Origin of the sequence: Paenibacillus melissococcoides, from assembly GCA_944800085.1 — a bacterium.
GTDB classification, from domain to species: Bacteria; Bacillota; Bacilli; order Paenibacillales; family Paenibacillaceae; genus Paenibacillus_B; species Paenibacillus_B melissococcoides.
This window is the reverse complement of sequence record CALYLO010000003.1, coordinates 336,691-361,035: the sequence shown is the minus strand read 5'-3', so window position 1 is coordinate 361,035 and position 24,345 is coordinate 336,691. Positions and strand designations below refer to the sequence as shown.

At 56.4% G+C, this 24,345-nt stretch carries 15 protein-coding genes; 4 read left to right on the top strand and 11 right to left on the bottom strand.

What is annotated here, in order from left to right; all coding sequences use genetic code 11:
* Positions 1-402 precede the first annotated feature (402 nt).
* Positions 403-669 (top strand): isochorismatase family protein, encoded by a 267-nt coding sequence (locus OCY70_RS13315; protein ID WP_249724930.1) that lies wholly within the window; start codon positions 403-405, stop codon positions 667-669.
* Between the two features lie 42 nt (positions 670-711).
* Here the strand turns inward: OCY70_RS13315 and OCY70_RS13310 are convergent, their stop codons facing one another.
* From OCY70_RS13310 to adhE, 8 genes are all read right to left on the bottom strand, one after another.
* On the bottom strand, positions 712-2,394 hold the full coding sequence (locus OCY70_RS13310) for an ABC transporter substrate-binding protein (RefSeq protein WP_213427818.1): 1,683 nt from the start codon (positions 2,392-2,394) through the stop codon (positions 712-714).
* Between the two features lie 104 nt (positions 2,395-2,498).
* A complete protein-coding gene (locus tag OCY70_RS13305) occupies positions 2,499-3,389 on the bottom strand; it encodes a carbohydrate ABC transporter permease (protein WP_213427817.1) in 891 nt (296 codons plus the stop codon).
* A 17-nt stretch (positions 3,390-3,406) separates the two neighbouring features.
* Entirely contained in the window at positions 3,407-4,384 is a 978-nt protein-coding gene (locus OCY70_RS13300; RefSeq protein WP_213427816.1) for an ABC transporter permease, read from the bottom strand.
* A 192-nt stretch (positions 4,385-4,576) separates the two neighbouring features.
* Complete coding sequence (locus OCY70_RS13295; RefSeq protein ID WP_249724927.1) at positions 4,577-6,988, bottom strand: AraC family transcriptional regulator; 2,412 nt, start codon at positions 6,986-6,988, stop codon at positions 4,577-4,579.
* Positions 6,989-7,208: 220 nt separating this feature from the next.
* Positions 7,209-7,418, bottom strand: coding sequence for an alpha/beta hydrolase (locus OCY70_RS13290; RefSeq protein ID WP_249724924.1), 210 nt, complete (start codon positions 7,416-7,418; stop codon positions 7,209-7,211).
* Between the two features lie 186 nt (positions 7,419-7,604).
* Entirely contained in the window at positions 7,605-8,342 is a 738-nt protein-coding gene (gene pflA, locus OCY70_RS13285) for a pyruvate formate-lyase-activating protein (RefSeq protein ID WP_213427841.1), read from the bottom strand.
* Positions 8,343-8,381: 39 nt separating this feature from the next.
* Positions 8,382-10,640: a formate C-acetyltransferase gene (gene pflB, locus OCY70_RS13280; RefSeq protein ID WP_213427815.1), complete on the bottom strand. Its 2,259-nt coding sequence runs from the start codon at positions 10,638-10,640 to the stop codon at positions 8,382-8,384.
* A gap of 450 nt (positions 10,641-11,090) precedes the next feature.
* Positions 11,091-13,712 carry a bifunctional acetaldehyde-CoA/alcohol dehydrogenase gene (gene adhE, locus OCY70_RS13275; RefSeq protein ID WP_213427814.1) on the bottom strand — a complete coding sequence of 874 codons (2,622 nt, stop codon included), beginning with the start codon at positions 13,710-13,712 and terminating at the stop codon, positions 11,091-11,093.
* Positions 13,713-14,111: 399 nt separating this feature from the next.
* On the opposite strand from adhE, the gene OCY70_RS13270 reads away from it, so the two are divergent.
* Positions 14,112-14,822, top strand: coding sequence for a Crp/Fnr family transcriptional regulator (locus OCY70_RS13270; protein ID WP_213427813.1), 711 nt, complete (start codon positions 14,112-14,114; stop codon positions 14,820-14,822).
* 547 nt (positions 14,823-15,369) lie between these two features.
* Here OCY70_RS13270 and OCY70_RS13265 read toward each other — a convergent pair.
* From OCY70_RS13265 to nirB, 3 genes are read right to left on the bottom strand one after another with little or no spacing between them, the layout of a single operon-like run.
* On the bottom strand, positions 15,370-16,152 hold the full coding sequence (locus OCY70_RS13265) for a formate/nitrite transporter family protein (protein WP_261944898.1): 783 nt from the start codon (positions 16,150-16,152) through the stop codon (positions 15,370-15,372).
* A gap of 47 nt (positions 16,153-16,199) precedes the next feature.
* Positions 16,200-16,550 carry a nitrite reductase small subunit NirD gene (nirD, locus tag OCY70_RS13260; protein ID WP_213427811.1) on the bottom strand — a complete coding sequence of 117 codons (351 nt, stop codon included), beginning with the start codon at positions 16,548-16,550 and terminating at the stop codon, positions 16,200-16,202.
* Positions 16,551-16,569: 19 nt separating this feature from the next.
* Complete coding sequence (gene nirB / locus OCY70_RS13255; protein ID WP_213427810.1) at positions 16,570-18,993, bottom strand: nitrite reductase large subunit NirB; 2,424 nt, start codon at positions 18,991-18,993, stop codon at positions 16,570-16,572.
* Positions 18,994-19,400: 407 nt separating this feature from the next.
* Here nirB and OCY70_RS13250 point away from each other — a divergent pair, with 407 nt between their 5' ends.
* Both OCY70_RS13250 and OCY70_RS13245 read left to right on the top strand, forming a co-directional pair.
* The gene (locus tag OCY70_RS13250) at positions 19,401-20,645 is read left to right on the top strand and encodes an IS110 family transposase (protein WP_261944499.1); all 1,245 of its coding nucleotides are present in this window, start codon (positions 19,401-19,403) and stop codon (positions 20,643-20,645) included.
* A 524-nt stretch (positions 20,646-21,169) separates the two neighbouring features.
* Positions 21,170-24,331, top strand: a complete 3,162-nt coding sequence (locus OCY70_RS13245; protein WP_213426837.1) for an alpha-amylase family protein — start codon at positions 21,170-21,172, stop codon at positions 24,329-24,331.
* Positions 24,332-24,345: the final 14 nt, after the last annotated feature.

The following is a 24,345-nucleotide window of genomic DNA, read 5'->3' as shown; positions in this document are numbered from 1 at the left end:
GATTGCTCATAAGCGACCCGGCATACTATTGCACTTCCTGACTGACGGGGAGATTGTACATAAGAGACCCAGCATACATAGTGACCCTCCTGACTGACGGGGTGATTGCTCATAAGCGACCCGGCATACTATTGGCCTTCCTGACTGACGGGGTGATTGCTCATAAGCGACCCGGCATACTATTGGCCTTCCTGACTGACGGGGAGATTGCTCATAAGAGGCCCTCCACCTGTTTTCTTTCTGGACTACTGGAGAGATTGATTGAAGAGGCACGCTCACATATGCTTGATGAGTGGCTGGATGATAGGTAAATCAAAACGGGAGGCATTATATGAAATAAACGGCTCTGAGCGTCATTGATGTCCAAAACGGGATGTTTTCGGCTGAAAATCCTGTCTTCGATTGGAAAAAAACAACGTAAAGCATCTTATTGCAAGCGCCCGCCATCATCATATTCCGATCTTTTATATTCAGCAAAATGAACCCGTGGGAGAGGCATTTGAGCAAGGAAGTGAGGTGTGGGAGTTTCATCCTGACATCACCCCGAACGAAAAGTTATCAGCGCAGCAGATAATCAATCCTCATAATGAGACGTTGCGATGGTTCGCAGAAACTAAGCAAGCCCAGGAATTACGTTCATCTAGCTTCAAAAAAAGCTACCCGGGATAACACCCCGGATAGCTTCTAATGTGATGCGGGACTGCCTGCAGTTTATTTTTTGCTGTCGTAGGCGGTCTGGTAAATCTCCAGGAAGCGGGGGAGGTTCATCCCTTCGAGGGTCTGGAGATAGGTGTCCCAGTCTTTGTTCAGATCCGCGTCGCCGATGACGAAGCGGGCCATCATTTCGTCGACATAGTCGTTGATTGTCTTCGACAGGTCCGACAGCTCGGCGGCCTGTTCATCGGTGAAGAACAGCTGCGGCACGGCCATATCCGCGCTTGGCTTGTATGGATCGTAATTATTTTTCGTTTCATTATAAAGGATCACTTCGAGACTCGGCTCGCCGTTATTTGGAACGGCCGAGCTCAAGCGAAGCTCGTTCGAACGGTTCGTCGGCGCCGTCTGCTCCCAGTGGACGTTCTGAATTTGCCCGTATTCCTTCAGCTTCGCCCACTTGGCCGGCTTGCCGTTGATGCCGATTTCGCCTTCCTTCGCTTCGCGCCATTCCTCGCCCGGACGTCCAATCGTCGTGCGCAGCGATACTTCTTCATCATAGAAGCCGTCGGCCCAACGGAAGGCGACATCCGGGTGCTTCGCGTTTTTCGTAATGAGATACGAGCCGACCGAGTACCCGAATGGGTCGTAGGCGGCATATTGCACGCCGTTCGGTCCCTTCAATGGCGGCACGGTCACATAGTCGAGCCAGCGCCCGCTCTCCCCGGCAATCTGAGTGAAGACGCCCTGGTGCCCGCCCAAGGCCGCCCCGACAACCGGATCGCCGGACGTTTCGCCCAGCTTCAGCAGTTGATCACTGTCCTGCGTGAAGATTTGCGGATCGATCAAGCCTTCCTTGTACAGCTTGTTCATATAGGCGAGACCGTCACGCCAGCCCGGCTTGTCAAAGGCGACCTGAATGCGCCCATCCTCCACGTACATATGACTGCGCGATTCGCTGAATACCGGGTTCAGCACGAAGGAGTTCATCAGGAACGCGTCGATGGAAGAATACCAGCCGCTCCCGCGCGGAGCCCCCGTCAGCGGCACTTCATCCGCCTTGCCGTTGCCGTTCGGATCCTTTTCCTTGAACGCCTTCAATACGGTATACAGCTCATCCGTCGTCGTCGGCACGTCCAGGCCCAGCTTGTCGAGCCACGGCTTGTAGATCCACATCTTCTGCGCCATCGAGCAATGGTAGCAGTCATTGATGCTCGGCAGCGCATAGATGTTGCCGTCCGGCGCCGTAATCGCGGTGGACAGCCCTTCATTGCCGTCCAGCACCTTTTTGAAGTTGTCGCCGTACTGCTCGATCAGGTCATTGAGCGGCAGGAACACGCCCTGCTTGCCGTAGATCATCTGCTGCGCCGGCGTTACGCCGAAGCGCATAATGACGTCCGGGTAGTCGCCCGAAGCGAGCATCAGATTCAGCTTCTCGCTGGCGCTCTGCTGCGGGACGACGATCCATTCCACATGCACGTTCGTCTTCTCTTCATACCATTTCGTGAACTCGTTCGTCTCGAAATTTTCGACCAGCGCCTCCGATGGAACCATGACCTTCAGCGTCACCTTCTCATCTACGATCGGGTACGTCCCCTTCGGCGTCACGATCGATTCGCTGGCCTGGCCGCCGTCATTCGTTCCGCTCGCATTACCGCCGCTTCCCGAGCAGGCGCTCAGCAGGAGCGAGAGCGTCAACACCGCCGCCAGACATCCCGTACTCCAACGCTTCCATCTCATCACGAATTCCCCCTTTTGTCCTGTTCTTAGCCATCTTACCTTCTATGCCAAATGATGCAAACGCTTCAAAAAGCCGATGCCGAAGCTTGCGCCTTTTTCATGCCTTATCCTTTGATCGAGCCAATCATCATGCCCTTCACGAAATATTTCTGCACGAACGGATAGATAGCCAACAGCGGCACGGAAGATACAACGATGAGAGAGTATTTGAGCAGCTCCCGCAACCCTTGGCGCGCGGCTGCCGTCTTCGCGTCCCCGAGCGTCTCCTGGCTGACCTGGTTCTGGACGAGAATATCCCGGAGAACGAGCTGCAGCGGGAACAATTTCTCTGATTTCAGGAAAATCAAGGCATTGAAATACTGATTCCACTGGTCCACTGCGTAGAACAAGGTTACTACGGCGATGATTGGCCCTGACAAAGGAAGCACAATGCGCAGCAGGAAGGTGAAGTCGCTGCAGCCGTCCATCTGCGCCGATTCCAGCAGCTCCAGCGGAAGGCTGGTGCGGAAATACGTCATCATAATCATTACATTCCAGACGGACAAGGCCGCCGGGACAACCATGGCCCAGGCCGTATCCAGCATGCCGAGCTCCTTCACGAGCAGATAGGTCGGAATGAGCCCGCCGTTGAACATCATCGTGAATACGAACAGCAGCGTGAAGCCTCGTCTCCCCTTGAAGTCGTTCCGGGACAGCGGGTAAGCCGCCAGCACGGTGACCAGCACGCTGATCAAGGTGCCGGCGAATGTATAGAGCAGCGTGTTCTGCAGACCGGTCCATACCATCCGGTGCCGGAATACGGCTTCATAGCCGTCCAGCGAGAACTCGACCGGCCACAGCCATACTTTGCCGGAAATGACGGCGCTCGCCGAGCTGAAGGAAGCGCTTACGACATACAGCAGCGGATACAGCACGATAAGGAGAAATACGCCAAGCGCCGCATTGTTCACCATATGGAAGAGACGGTCGCTTTTATCATGAGCCAGTGAATCCATCTATGTCCTCCCTCCCGTCACCATAAGCTCTCCTGCCCGGTCTTGCGGGCGGTATAGTTCACCATCACGATAAGCAAGAGTGAGATGACCGACTTGAACAGGCCGATCGCCGTCGCGTACGAGAAATTCATCGCTTGGGACAACAATCCGATTTTGTACACGTAGGTGTCGATCACTTCCGATGTCTTCAGGTTCAGCGGATTCTGCATCAAATAAATTTTCTCGAACCCGGTCTCCAGCAGCTGGCCCGTATTCAAGATGAGCAGAATCATGGCAATCGGGAGCACCGCCGGCATATCGATATGCCAGATTCGCTTCATCCGCCCGGCTCCGTCCAGGACGGCGGCCTCATGCAGGGCCGGATCGACGGTAGACAGCGCGGCGAGGTAGATAATGCAGGAGAACCCGATATGCTGCCAGATGCCGGACCAGACGAAGATCGACTTGAAAAACTGCATTTTCCCCATAAAATGAATCGGGTTTACTCCGAACAGGCCCAAAAACTGGTTGATCATGCCGGATCGGGGATCGAGGAACTGCAGCAGCAGGCCGACCATGACGACGGTGGAGATGAAATGGGGCGCGTAGCTGACCATTTGCACCGTATTTTTGAACCACCGAATCCGCACCGCATTGAGGCTCAGGGCGAGCAGCACAGGCAACGGCGTGCTGACCGCAAGGGAATACAGGCTGATAATAAGCGTGTTCTGCATAATGCGCCAGAAATCATAGGAGTTAAAAAAGCGCGCAAAATGCTTGAATCCCGCCCAGTCGCTCCCCCATATGCCCTTGACGACGTTGTAGTCCTTGAAGGCGATCTGGGCGCCGACCATCGGACCGTACTTAAATAAGATGACATAGAGCAGCGGAAGGGCGAACAGCGCGTACAGCTGCCATGATCGCTTCAAATAAGATACGAACACGGGCTTGCGCGCCGGTATCGCCGCCGCTGCCGGCATGGATGTTCTTGCCTCTGGCTGCCATTGTTCCGACAAAAGCACACCTCCTGTTCCCGGTCGGGACCGTTATATCGGCGCAGCGATGATGACGCTTACATCTGTCGCTGCGATGATGGCTGGCGGGCTTGCCCTCGCCAGCAGTCCGCTGTGTGCTCACAGTGTATAACGGGACTCCGCAACGGGAAAAGAAGCCGTTTTTAGCGATTGTGCGATTTTTACGAAGAGTCATTATTCCTTTTTTGTTCGCTTAACCATTTTCGATATTCGGTGGCGCTCATCCCGTGCGCCCGCTTGAAGGCCGCGGCTGAACGAGTTCAAGGAATTGTAGCCGACCCGCTCGGCAATCGAGGTCAAGGCGTCCCCCTCCAGCATTAAACGCTTGGCATGCTCCAGCCTCAGCTCCTCCACATAATCCGAGAAATTCCGGCCGGTCTGCTCCTTGAAAAAGGCGGATACATAGGCTTCCGATACCTGGAGCCGATCCGAGATGACGGTGAGAGACAGCGATGAATCTACATAGCCCTCGCGAATGCAGGCCATGATATCCTCGAGCAGCGTCGCGTTGCGGCTGTGCTTGCGTTCATGAACCGTCCGGCTCATTTGAATGAATTCGTTCCGGACGAGGGGGAACAGCTTATGCAGCTCCGACCCTTTCTTTAGTACTTTTTGCTGAAAGGCCGCGCTGTCGGTCTGCAGCGGCAGATCGAGCGACTGCGCCAGCTTCATCGCCGCGGCATACATCTCCATCAGCAGCCATCGCTCCATCGGACAGGTAAGCGGCCGCTTCTCCCAATTGTCCTGCCAGACGGTCTGGCATAATCTCGCCACCTCTTCCTCATCCCCGCCGCGGACGGCGTGGGTAAGCCGGGTCTCCATCTCGGCATTGAAGCGGTACATTCCCGCATCCGCATGCTCCTCCTCGTTCCACCAGATCCAATCTTGGCCTCCGTCGGACATTCCGTACAACTGCTGGGCCTGTTCCAGCGACCAGGGCACATCCATCCGATCGGTGACGATGCCGCCGATCGTATACATCGGCAAAATATGGGCGCTCTTCAGACGCTCGTTCAATTCCATCAATGTCTGTTCAATCAAGGCCGCGAAGCGGATGGACGCATCGCCGTCCGCTTCAGTCCCCGCCCCGGTGCCGTAGAACAGCAAGGCGACCTGATCCTGGCCTGCCTCGTGAAGATCGAAGGGAATCCGCTCCAAGCCGGACGCCTCCTCCTTCACGACCAGCATTTTCAGCCCCATCTCATCGAGGACCGGGGCGCTCCAATCGTCGCCATGCCAGCCGAGATGAAGCACCGCGACCGCATACATGGTGGCGCTCCGCTGCAATCCCGCATGCGCCAGCGAGGACTCCAGCTGCTGTTCGGTGGCGTACCCCCCGCGCAGCCAGCGATCGAACACCGCCATGCGAGCATATTCCTGCCGCTCGCTCAGCTTCTGATCCAGCGTTTTCGCCGTCTCGAGCAGTTCCGTGAATGCATCGCGCAAATAGCCGAAGATGTCGGACTTGCGGCTCCGCTGTCCCATTCCCGGCTTCGCGTTCGTATGCACGTAAGAGTACAGCCCTTCCAAGGGACGGCTGTTCCGGCGGGAGAGCCACAGCGCCAGCAGCACGATGACGATGAGCGACAGCCCAACCAGCGTGAAGGTTGTCCGCTTCATCGCATGCACGCTCTCCAGCACCTCGTCCGCCGGCTGCGCGGCGATATAAGTCCAGCCCGTTTTCGGAGACATCCTCTTCGAGACGAGCATGTCCCTCCCGTTCAGCTCGGTCCGGTAATGGGTGTTCGACCGTTCCAGGATGCCTGCCAGATCATCCTCTCCTCCCGGCTGTCCGCTCCCGGCTTCGTCTCCGGCCAAACCAATAAGCTGTCCCCTCTTGTCCAGCACGCGCACCCAGCCCCCGGCCTGCACATTGATGCCGCTGAGCAGCTTGCCCACTTCCGCATGCGGGATAAGCGCCACGACCGCTCCCTGGTAATAACCGGGATACCCGAGCGAACAGATGTACGTGATCATCTCCTCCTCGGTTGATCCGTATTTAACGGTATGAAGTCCGATGAAATCTTTGGAATGATACGTCTCCAGCGTCAGTTCCCGCCATTCGGTCATATCCCAATCCCGATAGCGGAGCACATCCCCGTAGAATGCATCCAGCCACTCCACCCGGTGCGGAGAGATGACGAGCGAGCTATTGCGGAATACGATAAAATAATTCTTCAAAAACCGGTTGCTGATGCTGTAATCATCAAGCGCCTTTTGCGTGCTCATGACCTTGTATGTGTTCGTGCCGGCAAAAGGCTTCTGCACGACCTGGAAGCCTCTGACCTTCGGGTGATCGGCTACCTGCTGCACGATGGACTCCACTTCCGCAATCCGGGTCTCCAGCAGCGTCTGGGCCTGGTGCAGCGCCTTGTCGTTCCGCTCCAGCACTTCCCGCTCCAGCACGTCGATCGTCTCCTGGTAAGCGATCCAGCCGGCGGTTAAGGTTAAGATGAGAAATAATAAATAAGGAAGGAGGAACCGGAACCAGAGCCTCCCCATCCATTTCCGGGTCCAAAAGGAAACCATCCGCTCTTTTATGAATTCGCTTACATAATGATTCGGCTTCGGTGCCGGACTATTCATTCGAGCCCCCCCTTTTTTGTCTAATGTGTGATAATAAACATACCAAAAAATAAGGCGCTCGAACATCCTATTGTCGGATTTTGTCGGTTGGAATGGCACAGGGTGCGACCTTCGGGGACAGCTACATCATGGGCTGCGACCCGGGGGTGGGGGCCGGCCAGGGATATTTATCTCCTCGCACGGCAAAAAGCTCCTGCATTCAGAACGGGCACGTTCCGGTTCAGGAGCTTTTCAACCTTATATTTATAGGCTCATTGGCCAGGATGGCGGCGACATCTTGAATCGCCTGTCTGCCTGCCATACTGATGCCGGCAAGCTGAAAGAAGCCGTGGTTCACGCCAAGATATCGCTTGCATTGCGCCTCGACGCCTGCTTCCGCCAGACGGCGATATAGCGCCTCGCCCTCGTCCACAATCCCGCATGACCGCAACTTTCAGGTTTTCATCACTGCAAATAGTTTATCATATTTTGTCTTTCTCTGGCGGATGACCCGCAGCGGCGATAGGGATCATAAAGATCTTGCGTGAGAGAAGCTCAGGAGATTGTGAGCGGACAAAAAACGTGCAGCGTCCCTGTTCGCAGGATGACACTGCACGTTCCATGTAGCAATATGCGATTATTTTTGAGCTGCGGCTTCGGCCCGGCCCTGTTCAATCAGCCGCTGCGCCCGCTCCGCTTCTTCCGCCGTCGGCGACGGAATGCCTTCCAGCGGGTATTTCTCGCCGAGCTGCTCCCATTTATAGACCCCCATCTGGTGGTATGGAAGCACATCCACCTTCTCGACGCCCTGCAGCGTGCCGATAAAGCGGCCAAGATTTAGCAAATCCTGCTCGTCATCGTTAATCGTCGGCACGAGCACATGCCGGATCCACATCTTCTTGCCGTGGTCTGACAGCCAGCGCGCCGTCTCCAGGGTGCGCGTGTTCGGCACGCCGGTCAAGGCCAAGTGCTTCTCATTGTCGATATGCTTGAGATCGAGCAGCACCAGATCGGTCAAGTCATACAGCTCGGTCAGCTTCGTCACATCGTTGACGCCGTTCGTATCGAGCGCTGTCGGCAAGTTCCAACGCGCCTTCACCTGCTTGAATAGTTCCTTCACGAAGGGAGCCTGCAATGTCGGCTCCCCGCCCGATACGGTCAAGCCGCCGCCGGAGCTGCGATAATACGGAAGGTAGGACTCGATTTCCGAGAGCGCTTCTTCTACGGACATCTCGGTGCCGCCGTGCAGATCCCAGGTATCCCGATTGTGGCAATACTTGCACTTCAGGGCGCAGCCCTGCATGAACAATATGAATCGGATACCCGGCCCATCCACCGTGCCGAATGTTTCTACGGAGTGTATGCGTCCAATCATGTCGCTCACGGTCCCTTCTCTTCCGGCTCACATGTCTGATTACATGCTGCCGTGGAATGTGCGGTTGATGACATCGAGCTGCTGCTCGCGCGTCAGCTTGATGAAGTTGACCGCATATCCGGATACGCGAATCGTCAATTGCGGATAATTTTCCGGATGTTCCATCGCGTCAAGCAGCTGCTCGCGGTCGAATACGTTAACGTTCAAGTGATGCCCCTTGCTGCTGAAGTAGCCGTCCAGCATCGACGTCAAGTTCGACTTGCGCGATTCGAGCTCCTTGCCGAGCGCCTTCGGCACGATGGAGAACGTGTTCGAGATGCCGTCAAGGCTGTGCTCATAAGGCAGCTTCGCAACGGAGCTCAGCGAAGCGAGCGCTCCTTTGCGGTCGCGGCCGTGCATTGGGTTCGCCCCAGGAGCGAACGGTTCGCCCGCTTTGCGTCCATCCGGCGTCGTACCGGTCTTCTTACCGTAGACGACGTTCGACGTAATCGTCAATACGGATTGAGTTGGGAGCGCATTGCGGTATGCATGATGCTTCCGAATCATATTCATGAACGATTCAACCAGGTCGATCGCGATGCTGTCTACGCGGTCGTCATTGTTGCCGTAGCAAGGATATTCGCCTTCCGTCTCGAAGTCCACCGCGATGCCTTGCTCGTTGCGAATCGGTTTAACCTTCGCGTATTTGATGGCGCTGAGCGAGTCGGCTGCGACCGACAGGCCCGCGATGCCGCATGCCATCGTCCGGAGAATTTCACGATCATGCAAGGCCATTTCGATCCGCTCGTAGCTGTATTTATCATGCATATAGTGGATAACATTCAGCGCGTTCATGTACAGCTTCGCCAGCCACTCCATCATCTGCTTGAACCGCTTGACGACTTCGTCGTAATCAAGCACTTCGCTCGTAATCGGAGGAAGCTCCGGTCCGACCTGCAAGCCCAGCTTCTCGTCCTTGCCGCCATTGATCGCGTACAGCAGACATTTCGCCAGGTTGGCGCGGGCGCCGAAGAACTGCATTTGCTTACCGATGCGCATGGCGGATACGCAGCAGGCGATACCGTAATCATCGCCATAGATCGGACGCATCAGGTCATCGTTTTCGTATTGAATCGAGCTCGTCTCGATCGATACTTTGGAGCAATATTTTTTGAATGCTTCCGGAAGCTTCGTCGACCACAGCACCGTCAGGTTTGGCTCTGGAGCCGGTCCGAGGTTGTACAGGGTGTGCAGGAAGCGGAAGCTGTTTTTCGTGACGCGGGTCGTGCCGTCGACAGCCATACCGCCGATCGATTCGGTTACCCATGTAGGGTCGCCGCTGAACAATTCATTGTAATCCGGCGTACGCAGGAATTTGACGATCCGCAGCTTCATGACAAAGTGGTCAACCAGTTCTTGGGCTTCTTCTTCGGTCAGCGTTCCTTCCTCCAGATCCCGTTCGATATAAATATCGAGGAAAGACGATACGCGTCCGAGGGACATTGCCGCACCGTTCTGCTCTTTGATCGCTGCCAAGTAACCGAAGTAGACCCATTGGAAAGCTTCCTTCGCATTTTGCGCCGGCTTGGAAATATCGAAGCCATGCATCTCGGCCAGCTGCTTCAACTCCGTCAGCGCCCGGATCTGCTCGGACAGCTCTTCGCGATCGCGGATAACGTCATCCGTCATCACGTCAACTTCGAGATCCTTCAGATCTTTCTGTTTCATCTTAATGAGAAAATCTACGCCGTACAATGCAACGCGGCGGTAGTCGCCGATAATGCGTCCGCGCCCGTACGCGTCCGGCAAGCCAGTAATGATGCCGGCTTTGCGGGCCATCCGCATTTCGGAAGTATATGCGTCAAATACGCCTTGGTTATGCGTCTTGCGAATATCCGTGAACATCTTGATAATTTCATCAGGCATTTCGAAGCCATACGCTTTACAGGCATCAATCATCATCCGGATGCCGCCGAACGGCTGGATGGAACGTCGGAATGGAGCGTCGGTTTGCACGCCGACCACTTTCTCCTTATCTTTGTCCAAATAGCCTGGCTTATGCGATGTAATCGTCGATGGCGTATTGACATCGACATCCCACACGCCGCCGCGTTCGCGCTCTTCTTTCGACAATTGGCTTACGATATCCCATAGATCTTTCGTGTTCTGAGTCGGTCCGACCAAGAAGGATTCATCACCATGATAAGGCAAGATGTTGTTCTCCAGGAAGTTCGGCACATCCACGTGATTTTGCCATTTTCCCGCTTTGAATCCACGCCATCCTTTTGCTTCTGTGTTATTACGTTCCATCACCGACATCGTAATCCCTCCATACCGTTTTACTTTTCGTATGTGCTTGCAACAGAAGGCGCCACCCGACATGGTTCTCTCTATTCCTTAACCTTACTAAGTTGTGATGAATTTCACGTTTAAGGGTATGCGGCCGTTATGTTCCGCCTTCTACTTCAATAACCGCCCGCTTTTTTCCTGCCTGAGTGGCTAACGCAGCGTCTCCGCTGCCCTGCAGCCTCTATCCTTGCTGCACCTTAATTGTACCTCCTTTCACGTAGTTTGGTTGTGATAAACATCACAAAAGAAGCGGGTTTTTGTGAAATGAATCACATAAAATAGATAAAAGTCCGTTTATTTTGTTCCCCCCTTCCCCGGAAATAGGAAAAGCAGCGAAGAGCCGCTGCTCTCCGCTGCCTGTTCATGTCTAGTGATGTGCTAATGAAGTGCTTATTGATGTGCTAGTTGACGCAACTTATCTTATTCGAAGCGGCCATAAAAAGCGTCGCGGTATACTTCCGCCAGCTCGGACACAAGCGGCAGCTTCGGATTGGCGGTCGTGCATTGGTCTTCGAAGGCGCGATCCGCCAGATAGTCGACGCGGGATTCGAAATCCTTCGCATCGAAGCCCAGCTCCTGGAACGACTCCGGAATGCCCAGCTCGCGGTTCAGGCCGCGGATGGCTTCGATCAGGCTCTTCACGCCTTCTTCCGTCGTGCGGGCCGGCAACCCGAGAATGCGGGCGATTTCGGCATAGCGCACATCGGCGACAAAATGGTCATATTTCGGGAAGGAAGCGAACTTCGTCGGCTTCTTCGCATTGTAGCGAATGACATGCGGCATCAAAATCGCATTCGTGCGTCCGTGCGCCGTATGATACTGCGCTCCCCACTTATGCGCCAAGCTGTGGTTGATGCCAAGGAACGCATTCGCGAACGCCATTCCCGCCAAGGTCGAGGCGTTATGCATTTTTTCACGCGCTTTCGGGCATGCTTCCCGGTAAGACTTCACCAGGTTCTCGAAGACGAGCTGGATGGCTTTAATCGCCAGTCCGTCTGTATAATCGCTCGCCATCACGGAGACGTAAGCTTCAATCGCGTGCGTCAGGACGTCCATACCGGTGTCGGCCACGGCCGTCTTCGGCAAGCTGTAGACGAATTCAGGGTCGATGATAGCCACGTCCGGCGTCAGCTCATAGTCTGCCAGCGGGTATTTCGTGTTGCCCTTCTCTTTGTCCGTGATGACCGCGAACGAGGTGACCTCGGATCCGGTACCGGACGTTGTCGGAATGGCGACGAATTTCGCCTTCTGGCCAAGGCGCGGATATTTGAATGTGCGCTTGCGGATATCCAGGAACTTCTGCTTCAGATTGTCGAAGTCGGTATCCGGATATTCGTAGAATAGCCACATGCCCTTCGCGGCATCCATCGGCGAGCCGCCGCCCAAGGCGATAATGCAGTCGGGCTCGAAGCTCCGCATCATTTCCGCCCCGCGCTCGACCGTCTTCGTGGACGGATCCGGCTCGACGTCGGAGAAGACTTCGATCGCAACCGGCGTCCGGCGCTGGCGCAGATAGTATTCCAGCTTCTCGACGTACCCGAGCTTCACCATCATGGCATCGGTGACGATCATCACCCGGTGGATGTCCGGCATTTTGGCCAAATATTGCGTTGCGCCCTTTTCAAAATAAATCTTGTTCGGCACTTTAAACCATTGCATATTCACAGTTCGCTTCGCCACCCGTTTAATATTGAGCAGATTGACGGCCGTTACGTTGGAAGACGTCGAGTTGCGTCCGTACGAGCCGCAGCCCAAGGTCAACGAAGGGATATTCGTATTGTAAATGTCCCCGATCGCGCCGTGCGTCGACGGCGAGTTGACGAGAATCCGTCCGGTCTGCAGACGGTCCGCGAAGCGGCCAATCACGTCGTCGTCGTGAGAATGAATGACGGAGGAGTGACCCATGCCGCCGAAGGCGACGACCTCGGCTGCCCGATCGATTCCTTCCTGCGCGTTCTTCACCTTGTAGCAGGCGAGCACCGGGCTCAGCTTCTCGGCGGACAGCGGGTATTTCGGTCCGACGCCATCCAGCTCGGCCACCAGAATCTTCGTATCGTCCGGCACCGAGATCCCTGCCATTTCCGCAATCTGCTTCGCCGATTGACCGACGATGGCCGGATTGACGGCGCAGGATTCGGCCTTCATCGCCATGCCCTGCAGCTTGCCGGTCTCTTCCTTCGTCAGGAAGCGGCAGCCCTTGGCCTGCATCAGCTTTTTCGCTTCGGCGAAGACCGGTTCTTCGATGATGACCGCCTGCTCGGATGCGCAGATCATACCGTTGTCGAACGTTTTGGACAGAATCAGGTCGGTAACCGCCTGCTCCAGATCCGCCGTCTTGTCAATGAAGCATGGCACGTTGCCCGGGCCTACGCCGAGCGCCGGCTTGCCGCAGCTGTACGCCGCCCGGACCATGCCCGCCCCGCCTGTCGCGAGGATGAGCGCCACATCCGGATGATTCATCAGCGCATTGGTCGCGTCCATCGACGGATATTCAATCCATTGGATACAGTGCTCGGGAGCGCCGTATTTGACCGCGGCGTCGCGCAAAATGCGGGCTGCTTCCGCGCTGCATTTCTGAGCCGACGGATGGAATCCGAAAATGATCGGGTTGCGCGTCTTAATGGAAATGAGCGCCTTGAACATCGTCGTGGACGTCGGGTTCGTGACCGGGGTAATCCCCATCACGATGCCGACCGGCTCCGCAATTTTCATATAAGCGCCATTCGGATTGTCCTCGATGACGCCGACGGTTTTCTCGTACTTAATCGAGTTGAAGATGTATTCCGTGGCAAAAATATTTTTCGTGATCTTGTCTTCATACACGCCGCGGCCCGTTTCTTCGACTGCCATTTTCGCCAAATGCATATGCTTGTCGAGACCGGCCAACGCCATTTGCTGCACAATCGTGTCAATCTGTTCCTGCGTCATGTCCATAAATGCCGCTTGAGCCTTCTTGGCGCGTGCCACCAATTGATCAATATGCTCTTGTGCATTCGGGACATTTTTCTTTTCTACTGCCGTTGCTTTTGGTTGTGCTGCCATCTTCTCCGCCTCCGCTCCGTAGACCAAGTCAACCCGGGGTTCCGCATTTCTGTCGGTTTGCTTTATTTATCTGCGGATATCATCCGATGTTCCTCGGTTATTATTTGTGAATCTTTTCACAATCTTAGTGTAGCTTATTGCTGCAAATCTGTATGTGATCCACATCACATGTTGACTCTTTTTTTCGTCTATCTTTTACAGCCCGTCCAGACTTTGTGACACTCGTCACAATCTGTCGCTAATTTGTAAAAAATTTAAACATTTCTAAATTGACAAGACTCGCTGGAACGTACATGATAGTAGTATCAAAGGATTTAGTGAAACATGTCACATGATATATCATAAAACCCAATAAATAACTTTGGAAATAGACAATTGGAGGCGAATGGAGTGGCCAACATGATGGAACAACTCGGCGAACACTGCAACTTATCGTGTTTTTCGGAGCAGAACCGACAGCGGCTGTTGGAGATTGCGAAGGATCGGACCTACCCCGAGAACTCGCATCTATTCTGGGAAGGCGACGTGTCCGATAAGCTCTTCATTCTGAAGAGCGGCCGCGTCAAAATAACGAAATCGACGGATGAAGGCAAGGAATTGATTCTCTATATGTATCAAGCCGGAGACATGATCGGGCAGGTCGACCAGTTCAACAGCACGAAGCACAGCTTCACGGCGGAAGTGATCGAGGAAGCCGAGCTCGGCCTGATCGATCAGAAGGATATTGAGATTTTAATCTGTCAATACTGCGATTTTTCGATCGACTTCATGAAATGGATGGGGATCCACCATCGTCTGACGCAGACGAAATTCCGCGATCTGATGATGTACGGCAAGCCGGGCGCGCTGTGCTCGACGCTGATCCGCCTGTCCAACACGTACGGAGAGGAGCTGGACGACGGCGGCGTGCTCATCAACAAGAAGATTACGCACACCGATTTGTCGAACATGATTGGCGCTACCCGCGAGAGCGTGAACCGGATGCTGAGCGATCTCCGCAAGAAGGGCGTGCTCGAATACGAGAGCGGCATGATTGTCATCCGCGAGCTGGATCATCTGCGGGACGTCTGCCGGTGTGAAATGTGTCCGAAGGAGATCTGCCGCATCTAGTCATTCGATTATAACGGCCCCTTCGTTCCGCATCCAATCGCATATCGAAGCCAGCAGCTTGATGTTGCTGGCTTTTTTGCAATTTCGGGCCTGCGCAAGCGCATCCCGTCCGCATTTGCCCAGTTGCAATCCTTTGTTGCTCAGTTGCAATCCGCAATTTGCTCATTTTCACCAAAATACTGCAATAATACATCAATTTTCGCCATTTAAGCTTATTTTTGTAAAAATCCCTGCGCTAGTGCATCATTTTGGCCCAATCTATCCCCTACTTCTCGCGATGTCACTAAATTGATGTACTTCTGCAGGAATTCCAGCCCGGATAAGAAGCAGCCATCCGAATGCTGCACTTTTGCAGCATTTTCGGGCAAGTCGGGCGGCAACAAGAGGCTGAAGCAGCAAGGCCCCCTTTTATTGACATCAAAAAAGCCCAAAGCCGGATGATTGCTCCCGCTTCAGGCTCTCTTGATTCATGCATTTTCATTGATGTGCTCTTGATGTAATGCTGATGTGCTGACTATATCCAGAGATGTGCCGCGCTGAATGCGCGTTATGACTGCTTCCGGACCGGGCTGATGAACCAATAGGCCATGCCGACGAAAATGGCTCCGCCGACGATATTGCCCAGCGTCACGGGAATCATGTTATGCAGCCATCCCGCAAGCGTCACCGTCTCCGGATGCTGAGGCAGCAGCAATGCCGTCGTCAGCAGGGACATATTGGCCACGCTGTGCTCGAACCCGGTGGCGATGAAGGCGTACAGCATCCACCAGATCAATACCAGCTTGGCGATATCTTCCTTGGCGCGCATCGCCGTCCAGATCGCCAGACAGACGAGCCAGTTGCACAGAATGCCGCGGAAGAAAAGCTGATCGATCGGCAGCTTCATCTTCGTGGCCGCTGCCGTGAACAGCAGATGATCGGCCGGCACGGCGCCGAACACGCCCGATCCTCGAATGAGCAGACTGAACAGAACCGCCCCAAGCAGATTGCCGAGGAAGACGATGCACCAGTTTGCCCATGTCGTCCGCCAAGGCGTTCTTCCCGACAAGGAGCTGACGGTGAACAGCATATTATTCCCCGTGAACAGCTCGGAGCCGGCGAATATGACCAGGGTGAGGGCAATGCCGAAGGACATGCCCATCACCAGCGGCACGGCAGGAGAGCCTGCCGCCTTGAAGCTGCCGCCGACCGTAAAAATAAGTATAATGCCGAAGCCGACATAGGCGCCTGCCAGCATCGCCGACACGATATAACGCGACAGCCCCGATTGCATCAGCTTCTTCTTCGCCTCTACCGCTTCATTGACGGCTTCCAGGGATCCCTTGAACAATCGCGTCTCCTCTCCTCTCTTCTCTATGCCGCTAACGGATCTTTTGTCTATATGCTGCCGTCACGGCCTGCCCCGCCTGCCGCAATCATCACGATGCCGTTCTCCGCCTTGATCGGATAGGTCTTTACCTGTCCGCTGTCGGGCGCCTGGACGCGGCCGTCGCGAAGATCGATCTTCCAGTCATACAGCGGATCGTACAAATAATGTCCCGATACGATTCCTTCGCTGAGCGGGCCGCCCTTCGGATGCGGGCTCCGATCCTCCAGCGCATACCATCCGCCTTCCGTCCGGAAGACTGCGACCGCGGCGCCATTCATCCGCACGACGCGCCCCACTCGCGGCAAAAACTGCTCCATCTCCCCTACCGGCACAAACGCTCCATCCACTGATTTGGCCATGCTCGTCTCCTCCTCTCCGCTATTGCTCCAACGTAACGGCTTCGAACAGCTTGCTCCGCAAATCCGGCTGATCCAATACTTGCTTCCATGGATCTTCCGCCTGGGCGAGAGCGATGTTGATCCGTTCGACGAGCCGCTTGCGCTCTTCGCTGTCTTCCACCACGGTACGCCGGATCGCATCCAATCCGATTCGTTCTACCCATTCCGACGTCCGCTCCAAATAGTTGGCCGTCTCGCGGTAATATTGAATGGCGGCCGCCGTCATCTCGACCAGCTCTTCATCCGTCTTGACCTTGCACAGCAGATCCGCCAGCCGCGGCTTGATGCCGCCGTTGCCGCCGATATAGATTTCCCAGCCGCCGTCATTGCCGACGATGCCGATATCCTTCGTGCAGGATTCGGCGCAGTTGCGCGGGCATCCGTTCACCGCCATTTTGAACTTGGCCGGGTAATCGATCCGCTCGAACTTGCGCTCCAGCAGGGCGCCCATGGCCAGCGAATCCTGGGTGCCGAAGCGGCAGTATCGGGAGCCGACGCAGGTCTTGACCGTGCGCAGCGATTTGGCGTAGGCATAGCCCGACGGCATATCGAGCGCCTCCCATACTTTCGGCACATCTTCTTTTTTGACGCCGATCAGATCGATCCGCTGTCCCCCCGTCATTTTGACGAGCTGGACGTTATACTGAAGCGACACATCCGCGATTTTTTTCAGTTCCTCCGGCGAGGTCATGCCGCCGTACATGCGCGGCACGACCGTGTAGGTGCCGTCCTTTTGAATGTTGGCGTTCATCCGCTCGTTCACGAAGCGCGACGCTTTGTCGTCCCGGTAGCTCTCCGGCCAGATCATGCCGAGATAGTAGTTCAGCGCGGGACGGCATTTCGAGCAGCCCTCCGGCTGCTTCCATTCCAGCGCAGCCATCACTTCATGTACCGTATGGAGGCCCTGCTCCCGAATCGCGGCGACAATCTCGTCGCGCGAGTGCTCGGTGCAGCCGCAGATGCCTTGCTTGACGGCGCCTGCCTCGAAGCCGTCGCCGAGGGCATGCTGGAGCAGCTGCTCCACCAGCGGCTTGCAGCCGCCGCAGGAGCGGGAAGCGCCGGTGCATGCTTTGACTTCGTCCAGCGTCGTCAGGCCGTTATTCGCGATGGCGTCCAAAATCATCTTTTTGGTCACGCCATTGCAGCCGCAGACGATATCGTCATCCGCTAACTCGGCGGCCGCATTCGCCTTCGAGCCGCAGCAGCCTCCCGTACCCGTCAATTCCTGGTACAGCTCATCGGTCATGGCCGCTCCCTGCTTCACGAGGCGTTCCAGCTTGGCGGCATCATCCGTGTCGCCGAACAGCACGGCGCCGACGATGATATTGTCCCGGAGCACGATTTTCCGGTACGTGCGCTTCCACCCGTCATGGAAGGTCAGGGTGGAGCATTCCGGCGTCTCCAGGAAGATGCCTGTCGAGAAGACATCGACGCCGGACACTTTGAGCTTGGTCGAGCAGACCGAGCCTTCATACGGCTTCGTCTCCACGCCGGCGAGCGTCTTGGCAAGCACCGCGCCCTGCTCGAACAGCGGAGCGACGAGCCCGTAGCAGATGCCGCGATGCTCCGTGCACTCCCCAACGGCGTAGACGTCCTCGGCGGATGTCCGCATCCAGTCGTCCACCACGATGCCCCGGTTCACGTTAAGGCCGCTCGCCTGGCCGATGCCGACATTCGGGCGAATGCCGACCGCCATCACGACGAACTCCGCCTGCAATTCCGTCCCGTCGATGAAGCGCAAGCCTTCCACGCGCTCGCCGCCCGTAATCTCCACCGTCTGCTTGCCGAGCGCGAACCGGATGCCTTGCCGCTCCAGTTCCTGCTCAAGCAGGCGCGCCGCGGTCATATCGAGCTGGCGCTCCATCACATAATCAGGCAGATGGACCACCGTCACGTCCATGCCCAGTTGAACCAGCCCCTTGGCCGCTTCGAGCCCGAGCAGACCGCCGCCGATGACGGCTGCCGTCTTATACGTTCCCGCTGCGGCAATCATGCGATCGCAATCCTCGATGCTGCGGAAGCCGACGACGCCCTCCTTGTCCGCGCCGGGCACAGGCAGCCGGAATGGCGTCGATCCGGTCGCGACGATGACCCGATCATACGGCACCTCGCGGCCCTTATCGGTCAGGACGACGCGGCGTTCGGTGTCGATCCGCTCCCCCTTCTCGCCCGCCAGCAGCGTAATGCCCGCTTCTTCATACCACGAATACGGATTCAATACGATGTCATCCAGCTTCTTGCTGCCCTCCAGCACGTAAGACAACAGAATCCGGTTATAGTTGGGATGCGGTTCCTCCCCGATGACCGTGATGTCGTATCGGTCGGTCAGCTTCAACAGCTGCTCCACCGTATTGATGCCTGCCATGCCGTTGCCTACGACGACCAGCCGCCATTTTCGTTCCATGGTGGTCCCTCCTCGTATAGTATTTCCTGAAGGCAGTTTTGAGTCTTTTTCCAGTCCTTTATAGGAACATAGAATGCCTTCAAAATTTCCAGCTTGCACATTGAAAATTAATATGGGGACTGGACTTTCCGGAATGTCTCTGGACAATGGAACTTAGGGTTCCATTCGGGGAAATTCGTCTCCCTCCTGTAGTCCAATCTACTTTTTAAGTCTGTTTCTCCGGTACTCGCTTGCACTTCTTACCCGCTGGCTGTTCCCTTCGGCAACTCATGCCCGACTGTAGCAGCGTCGGGGCAGCTCATGAACCGAAGCGTGTTCTCATATGCGAGGGTGATTGATCGGCGAGTGCGCCGGAGACAGTCCGGAGAGTCCGTTCCCTGAATCCCTTATAGAAAGGAGGAATTCTCTTGAAGCTTTTTGTCGGTATTGACGTCAGTTCCGAAGAACTGGAAGCCTGTTTGATGAAATCGGATGGCGACACCCTGGAGACCTTCAAGACCACCAACAATCTGCACGGCGCCTCTTACTTGCGGGATCGCATCATTTCTGCTGCGGTCAAGACAGCCTGCTCTGAGGTTCATATCGGGCTTGAAGCCACATCCGTCTACAGCTGGCATCCAGCCATGTACTTGCATGAAGATGAGGCCCTTCAACAATTGAATGCCAAGGTGTTCACCATTAATCCGAAGCTGATTAACAAATTCAAAGACGCTTATGCCGACCTGGACAAAACCGATCGCATCGATGCCTGGATCATTGCAGACCGCCTGCGTTTTGGCAGACTCACGACGACTATCGTGATGCAGGAACAGTACATCGCCTTGCAGCGGCTCACTCGCATGCGATTCCATCTCGTACACAACCTTACCCGCGAGAAGCAATACTTTTTGCAAAATCTGTTCTACAAGTGCAATGCTTTTCGCGCGGAGGTGGACAGTTCCGTGTTCGGCCATGCCATCATGGAAATGCTCTCGGAAAAGTATAGTCTGGATGAGATGGCGAATATGGATGTCGCCCGTTTGGCTGACTATCTCAAGGACAAGGGGAGAAATCGTTTCCCCGATCCCGAACACGTCGCCCGCTGTATTCAAAAGGCGGCTCGGGCCTCGTACCGTCTCTCGAAGGTTGTCGAGGATTCCATTGATTTGGTGCTGGGCACCTCAATTCAGTCGATCCGGAGCATCCAGAGTCAGCTTAAAGAGCTCGACAAGGCGATTGAGCGCATTTTAGACGGCATTTCCAGCAGCCAGTGCCTCCGTTCCATTCCGGGCATTGATCGGGTCTATGCCGCAGGCATCCTGGCCGAGATCGGCGACATCGACCGCTTCACGGATCAAGCCGCCTTGGCCAAGTATGCGGGTCTGACGTGGCGCAAGCACCAATCCGGCTCCTTCGAGGCGGAAGATACAAAGCGCATTCGTTCCGGCAACCGATTCCTTCGCTACTACCTTGTTGAAGCTGCCAACTCGGTAAAAAACCGCGACCCGGAATTCGGGGAGTACTACCGGAAGAAATTCAATGAAGTCCCTAAGCATCAACACAAACGTGCCCTCGTCTTAACGGCAAGAAAACTTGTGCGTCTGGTCGATGTGCTGCTACGCAACGACCAACTCTATACGCCCAGAAGGAAGGTGAAGCCGACAGAGCAATAATGCCTTGGCTCATGAATTTTCTTCTCTAATTCCCAGTTAAATTATGGTATTTTACTTAATTTTCGACTGGGTCTAGTTTGGTGATGCCTTTTTTGGGATTGATCCTGCTGCACGCCAAGGAAATTTTCCAATTCTCATCAATCAGGGACTTGACATCATACCGCTGGACTTGTCACAATCGAAAATCCTTATTCACGTATTGTTACTTTTTTCACATACATTTATATTTGTATTTTACCTCTAACTGGAAGCATAGCGAGTGATTACGCGCACAGCAAATGTGTCAATTTTTCTCGGGTTTGTTCACATGTGGCTCAGGCCGCTCCATTCGCCCTCCGGGGCTTTTGCCGCTGCAGTTGCCATCGAACCTCAGCACCAACCATGAGACGGGAATTTCTTATAAAGACAGTCCTGCCCGCTTCCCCTATAATGAGAACAGCGTCAACTCAAAAATTTCAATTTAAAAAGATGGTTCGAAAAGTCCGCTGCGGCCTTTTGAACACGCACTTAAAGGAGCTACTGCAATGAAGACTTCTTATGTATGCCTATATGATCCAGCCTTCCCGTCCGCCAGCGGCGCACTCCCTTCCGGCATGCGGGACCGCCTCGCCGCCGAATGGAATATCGTGCAAGCGGATCAGCTTGCCGAGGCGCTGGACGCGCAGCAGGGCGGCGTATTTATCAACCTGCACGCCCCGTACTTCCCGAAGAGCGCGTGGACGTCCATCGCCGCGTTCCTCGAACGGGGCGGACATCTGCTCAGCGCCGGCGGCTCCCCCTTCCGCATTCCCGTCTACCGCGACGGCGGCGGGTGGACGGCAGAGCCGGAGCAGACGGCCTATCACCAGCGCCTTCGCATCCACGAGTGCATGCCGGTGCAGGCGGAACGGTTCGAGCGCTTCGCCGCCAACGCGGAGCGCCCCCTGTTCGAGCAGGCGGCGCCGCTGTGGCCGGCCTCGCCGACATGCAGCTTCGTGCTCTGGGTGACCCGGCACGACGACTGCCCCGGCGAACACGGTTCCGCCGGTCCGATGGATGCCCACATCATTCCGCTCGTGATCGCGCTGGACCGCGATGGCCGGGAGGTCGGCGCCCCCGTCGTGCTGCTCGAGAACACGAAGGGCGAGTTCGCCGGCACCCGCTGGCTGTTCGTGAACCAGCCGCTGACGGCGGCGTTCCTCGAGCAGGCGGGAGCGGAGGCGCTCCTGGCATGGGCCCGCTATTGCTCGTACGGCGTCAGCGATTGGTGGCTGAAGCCGGGCCTGGCCTGCTATGAGCCGGGCGAGCGTCCGAAGCTGACCCTGCAGACGCAGCTCCTGCCCGCGGCCCGCGGCAGCTACGGCGCCGGCGGACCGTTGGCCGCTTCGCGGCGAAGCGTGGCCGACGCAGTGGAAGCGGAAATCGTCTGGCAGGCCAGCGTCGAGCTGACGGCGGACGACGGCGAGGTGCTGTGGCGCAGCGAGCTCGCCGTCCGCTGCGGGCGGGAGCTGGAGCGGCTGACCTTGACGCCGGACACTGTGCTCGCTCCGGGCATGTACCGGGTAAATGCCCGGCTCGTAAGCGGCACCGGCGAGGTCCGCCTGCTGCGGCAGGGCTTCTGGTGCCGCGACGAGGCTCTGCTGCGCAGCGGCTCCTTCCTGAAGGCGGGCCGGGATTACTTCGAACGCGACGGCGTTCCCGTCCCCATCGTCGGCATGACGTATATGTCGAGCGATGTGGCGCGCAAGTTCGTGTTCCTGCCGAACGCGGCAGTGTGGGATCGGGATATGGCCCAGATGAAGAAGGCCGGGATCAATCTGATCCGCACCGGCATCTGGACCGCCTACCGCCACATCATGTATGTGGACGGACATCCGGCGGAGGATGTGCTGTGCGCCCTGGACGCCTTCTTCCTGACCGCGAAGAAGCACGGCATCGAAGTATGTTTCAACTTCTTCTCCTTCGCGCCGGAGCTGTGGGAAGGCTCGAACCCTTATCTCGATCCGCGCAGCATCGAGGCGCAGAAGCGTTTCATCGGGGCTGTCGTCGAGCGGCACCGCCACTCGTCGTTCGTCCACTGGGATCTGATTAACGAGCCGTCCCTGTTCGATCCGAAGCGGGTCTTCGCCGGACCGCGCAGCGCGAAGGACAAGTATGAGATCGCGGCCTTCCGGGAGTGGCTTCAGGAACGCTACGCCGGCGATATCCGCCTGCTCCAGGAGCGTTGGGGCATGACGCCGGAGCAGGTGCCGGGCTTCCATGCGATTGTGCCGCCGGAGCCGCAGGAGATCAACTTCGATGCTCAGGATATGATTAAGGAGAAAAAAGGCACGCGTTGGCTGGATTATTCGCTGTTCACGATGGAGATGCTCAACCGGTGGGGGCAGGCGATGCGCGACACGATTTCGTTCCATCAGCCGGAGCAGCTCGTATGCGTCGGCCAGGATGAGGCGCTGGCGGCGCAGCGGCCAAGCCCGTTCTTCTATGAAGCGTCCGTCGACTATACGTCGAACCATTCATGGTGGCTGTACGATCGGCTTATTTGGGACGGCGTGTTCACCAAAACGCCGTACAAGCCCAATCTCATTCAGGAGACGGGCATCATGTACGGCATGACGCCGGACGGGTTCGCCCTGCGGACGGAGGAGCAGCTGCGCAACATTTTGGAACGGAAATACGCCTATGCGTTCGCGACCGGCTGCGCCGGAGCGGTGCAATGGATCTGGAACACGAATTTCTATATGAACAACGTGAATGAATCCAATATCGGCGCGCTGCGCGCGGACGGCACGGAGAAGCCGGAAGCCGATGTCTCCTATGACTTCGGCGCATTCATGCAGGCGGCAGCCCCGCTGTTCCGGGATCGCGAGCTGGAACCGATCGTCGTCGTCTACCCGGAAGCGAATGATCTGTCGAACCGGCGGATGGCGGCCGAAGCGACGTCAACGGCGGCGCGCGTGCTGGCCTATGAATTGAAGGCTCCGTTCCGGGCGATGGGAGAATACCAGCTTGAAGCGCTGGATGATATGCCGCCGCGGCTCATTATCGTGCCGTCTCCGCACCATTTGACCGATGCGGCCCTCGATCGCCTGCTCTCCTTCGCGGAGCGATCCGGCGCGACCCTGCTCATTACCGGCCCGCTCGGCCGCAACGAATATTGGCAGGCGACCGCGCGGATGGACAGCCTGCTCGGCCCGCGCCGCCTCGTCAGCGTCGTGCGCGAGGAGCGCTTCCTCCTCGAAGGGCGGGAGATTCCGCTCTCGTTCGGCGGCCGCAAGATCAAGCAAGTGTTCAAAGAAACGAATGCCGACGGCAGCGCGCCCGCGCTCGTGGAGCGGCCGATAGGACGCGGCAAGCTGCTCTGGATCGGCCTCCCGATCGAATGGAACGATCGGCATTCCTCCGTCGCCGAGCTGTACGCGCATGCCATCCAGACCGCGTCCATCGAACCTGATTTTCGCTGGGAGGAAGGCGGCTGCCGCCCGGGAGTGTACGGACGATGCCTCACCTTCGCGGAGGGCCGGCTCTATCTGTTCGTGTCCGAATCGGGGCAGGACGAGACCGTCCGCATCGTCCAGCCGGACAACGGAACAACGTACGCCTTCAAGCTGGCCAGCGAGCGCACCGTCATGTTCGCTGCCGATTGCCAAGGCCAGCTGATCGCCGTGTACCGGCCGCGGGAAGTCGAGATCGCGGTCATCAAATAAACGGACAGGCAAGA

What these genes read in the sequence shown, in the direction of transcription:
- pflB (WP_213427815.1), bottom strand. Translation starts at nt 10,640, where the DNA reads ATGTCGGTGATGGAACGTAATAACACAGAAGCAAAAGGATGGCGTGGA.
- OCY70_RS13310 (WP_213427818.1), bottom strand. Translation starts at nt 2,394, where the DNA reads ATGAGATGGAAGCGTTGGAGTACGGGATGTCTGGCGGCGGTGTTGACG.
- adhE (WP_213427814.1), bottom strand. Translation starts at nt 13,712, where the DNA reads ATGGCAGCACAACCAAAAGCAACGGCAGTAGAAAAGAAAAATGTCCCG.
- nirD (WP_213427811.1), bottom strand. Translation starts at nt 16,550, where the DNA reads ATGGCCAAATCAGTGGATGGAGCGTTTGTGCCGGTAGGGGAGATGGAG.
- pflA (WP_213427841.1), bottom strand. Translation starts at nt 8,342, where the DNA reads ATGATTGGACGCATACACTCCGTAGAAACATTCGGCACGGTGGATGGG.
- nirB (WP_213427810.1), bottom strand. Translation starts at nt 18,993, where the DNA reads ATGGAACGAAAATGGCGGCTGGTCGTCGTAGGCAACGGCATGGCAGGC.
- OCY70_RS13295 (WP_249724927.1), bottom strand. Translation starts at nt 6,988, where the DNA reads ATGAATAGTCCGGCACCGAAGCCGAATCATTATGTAAGCGAATTCATA.
- OCY70_RS13305 (WP_213427817.1), bottom strand. Translation starts at nt 3,389, where the DNA reads ATGGATTCACTGGCTCATGATAAAAGCGACCGTCTCTTCCATATGGTG.
- OCY70_RS13245 (WP_213426837.1), top strand. Translation starts at nt 21,170, where the DNA reads ATGAAGACTTCTTATGTATGCCTATATGATCCAGCCTTCCCGTCCGCC.
- OCY70_RS13270 (WP_213427813.1), top strand. Translation starts at nt 14,112, where the DNA reads ATGATGGAACAACTCGGCGAACACTGCAACTTATCGTGTTTTTCGGAG.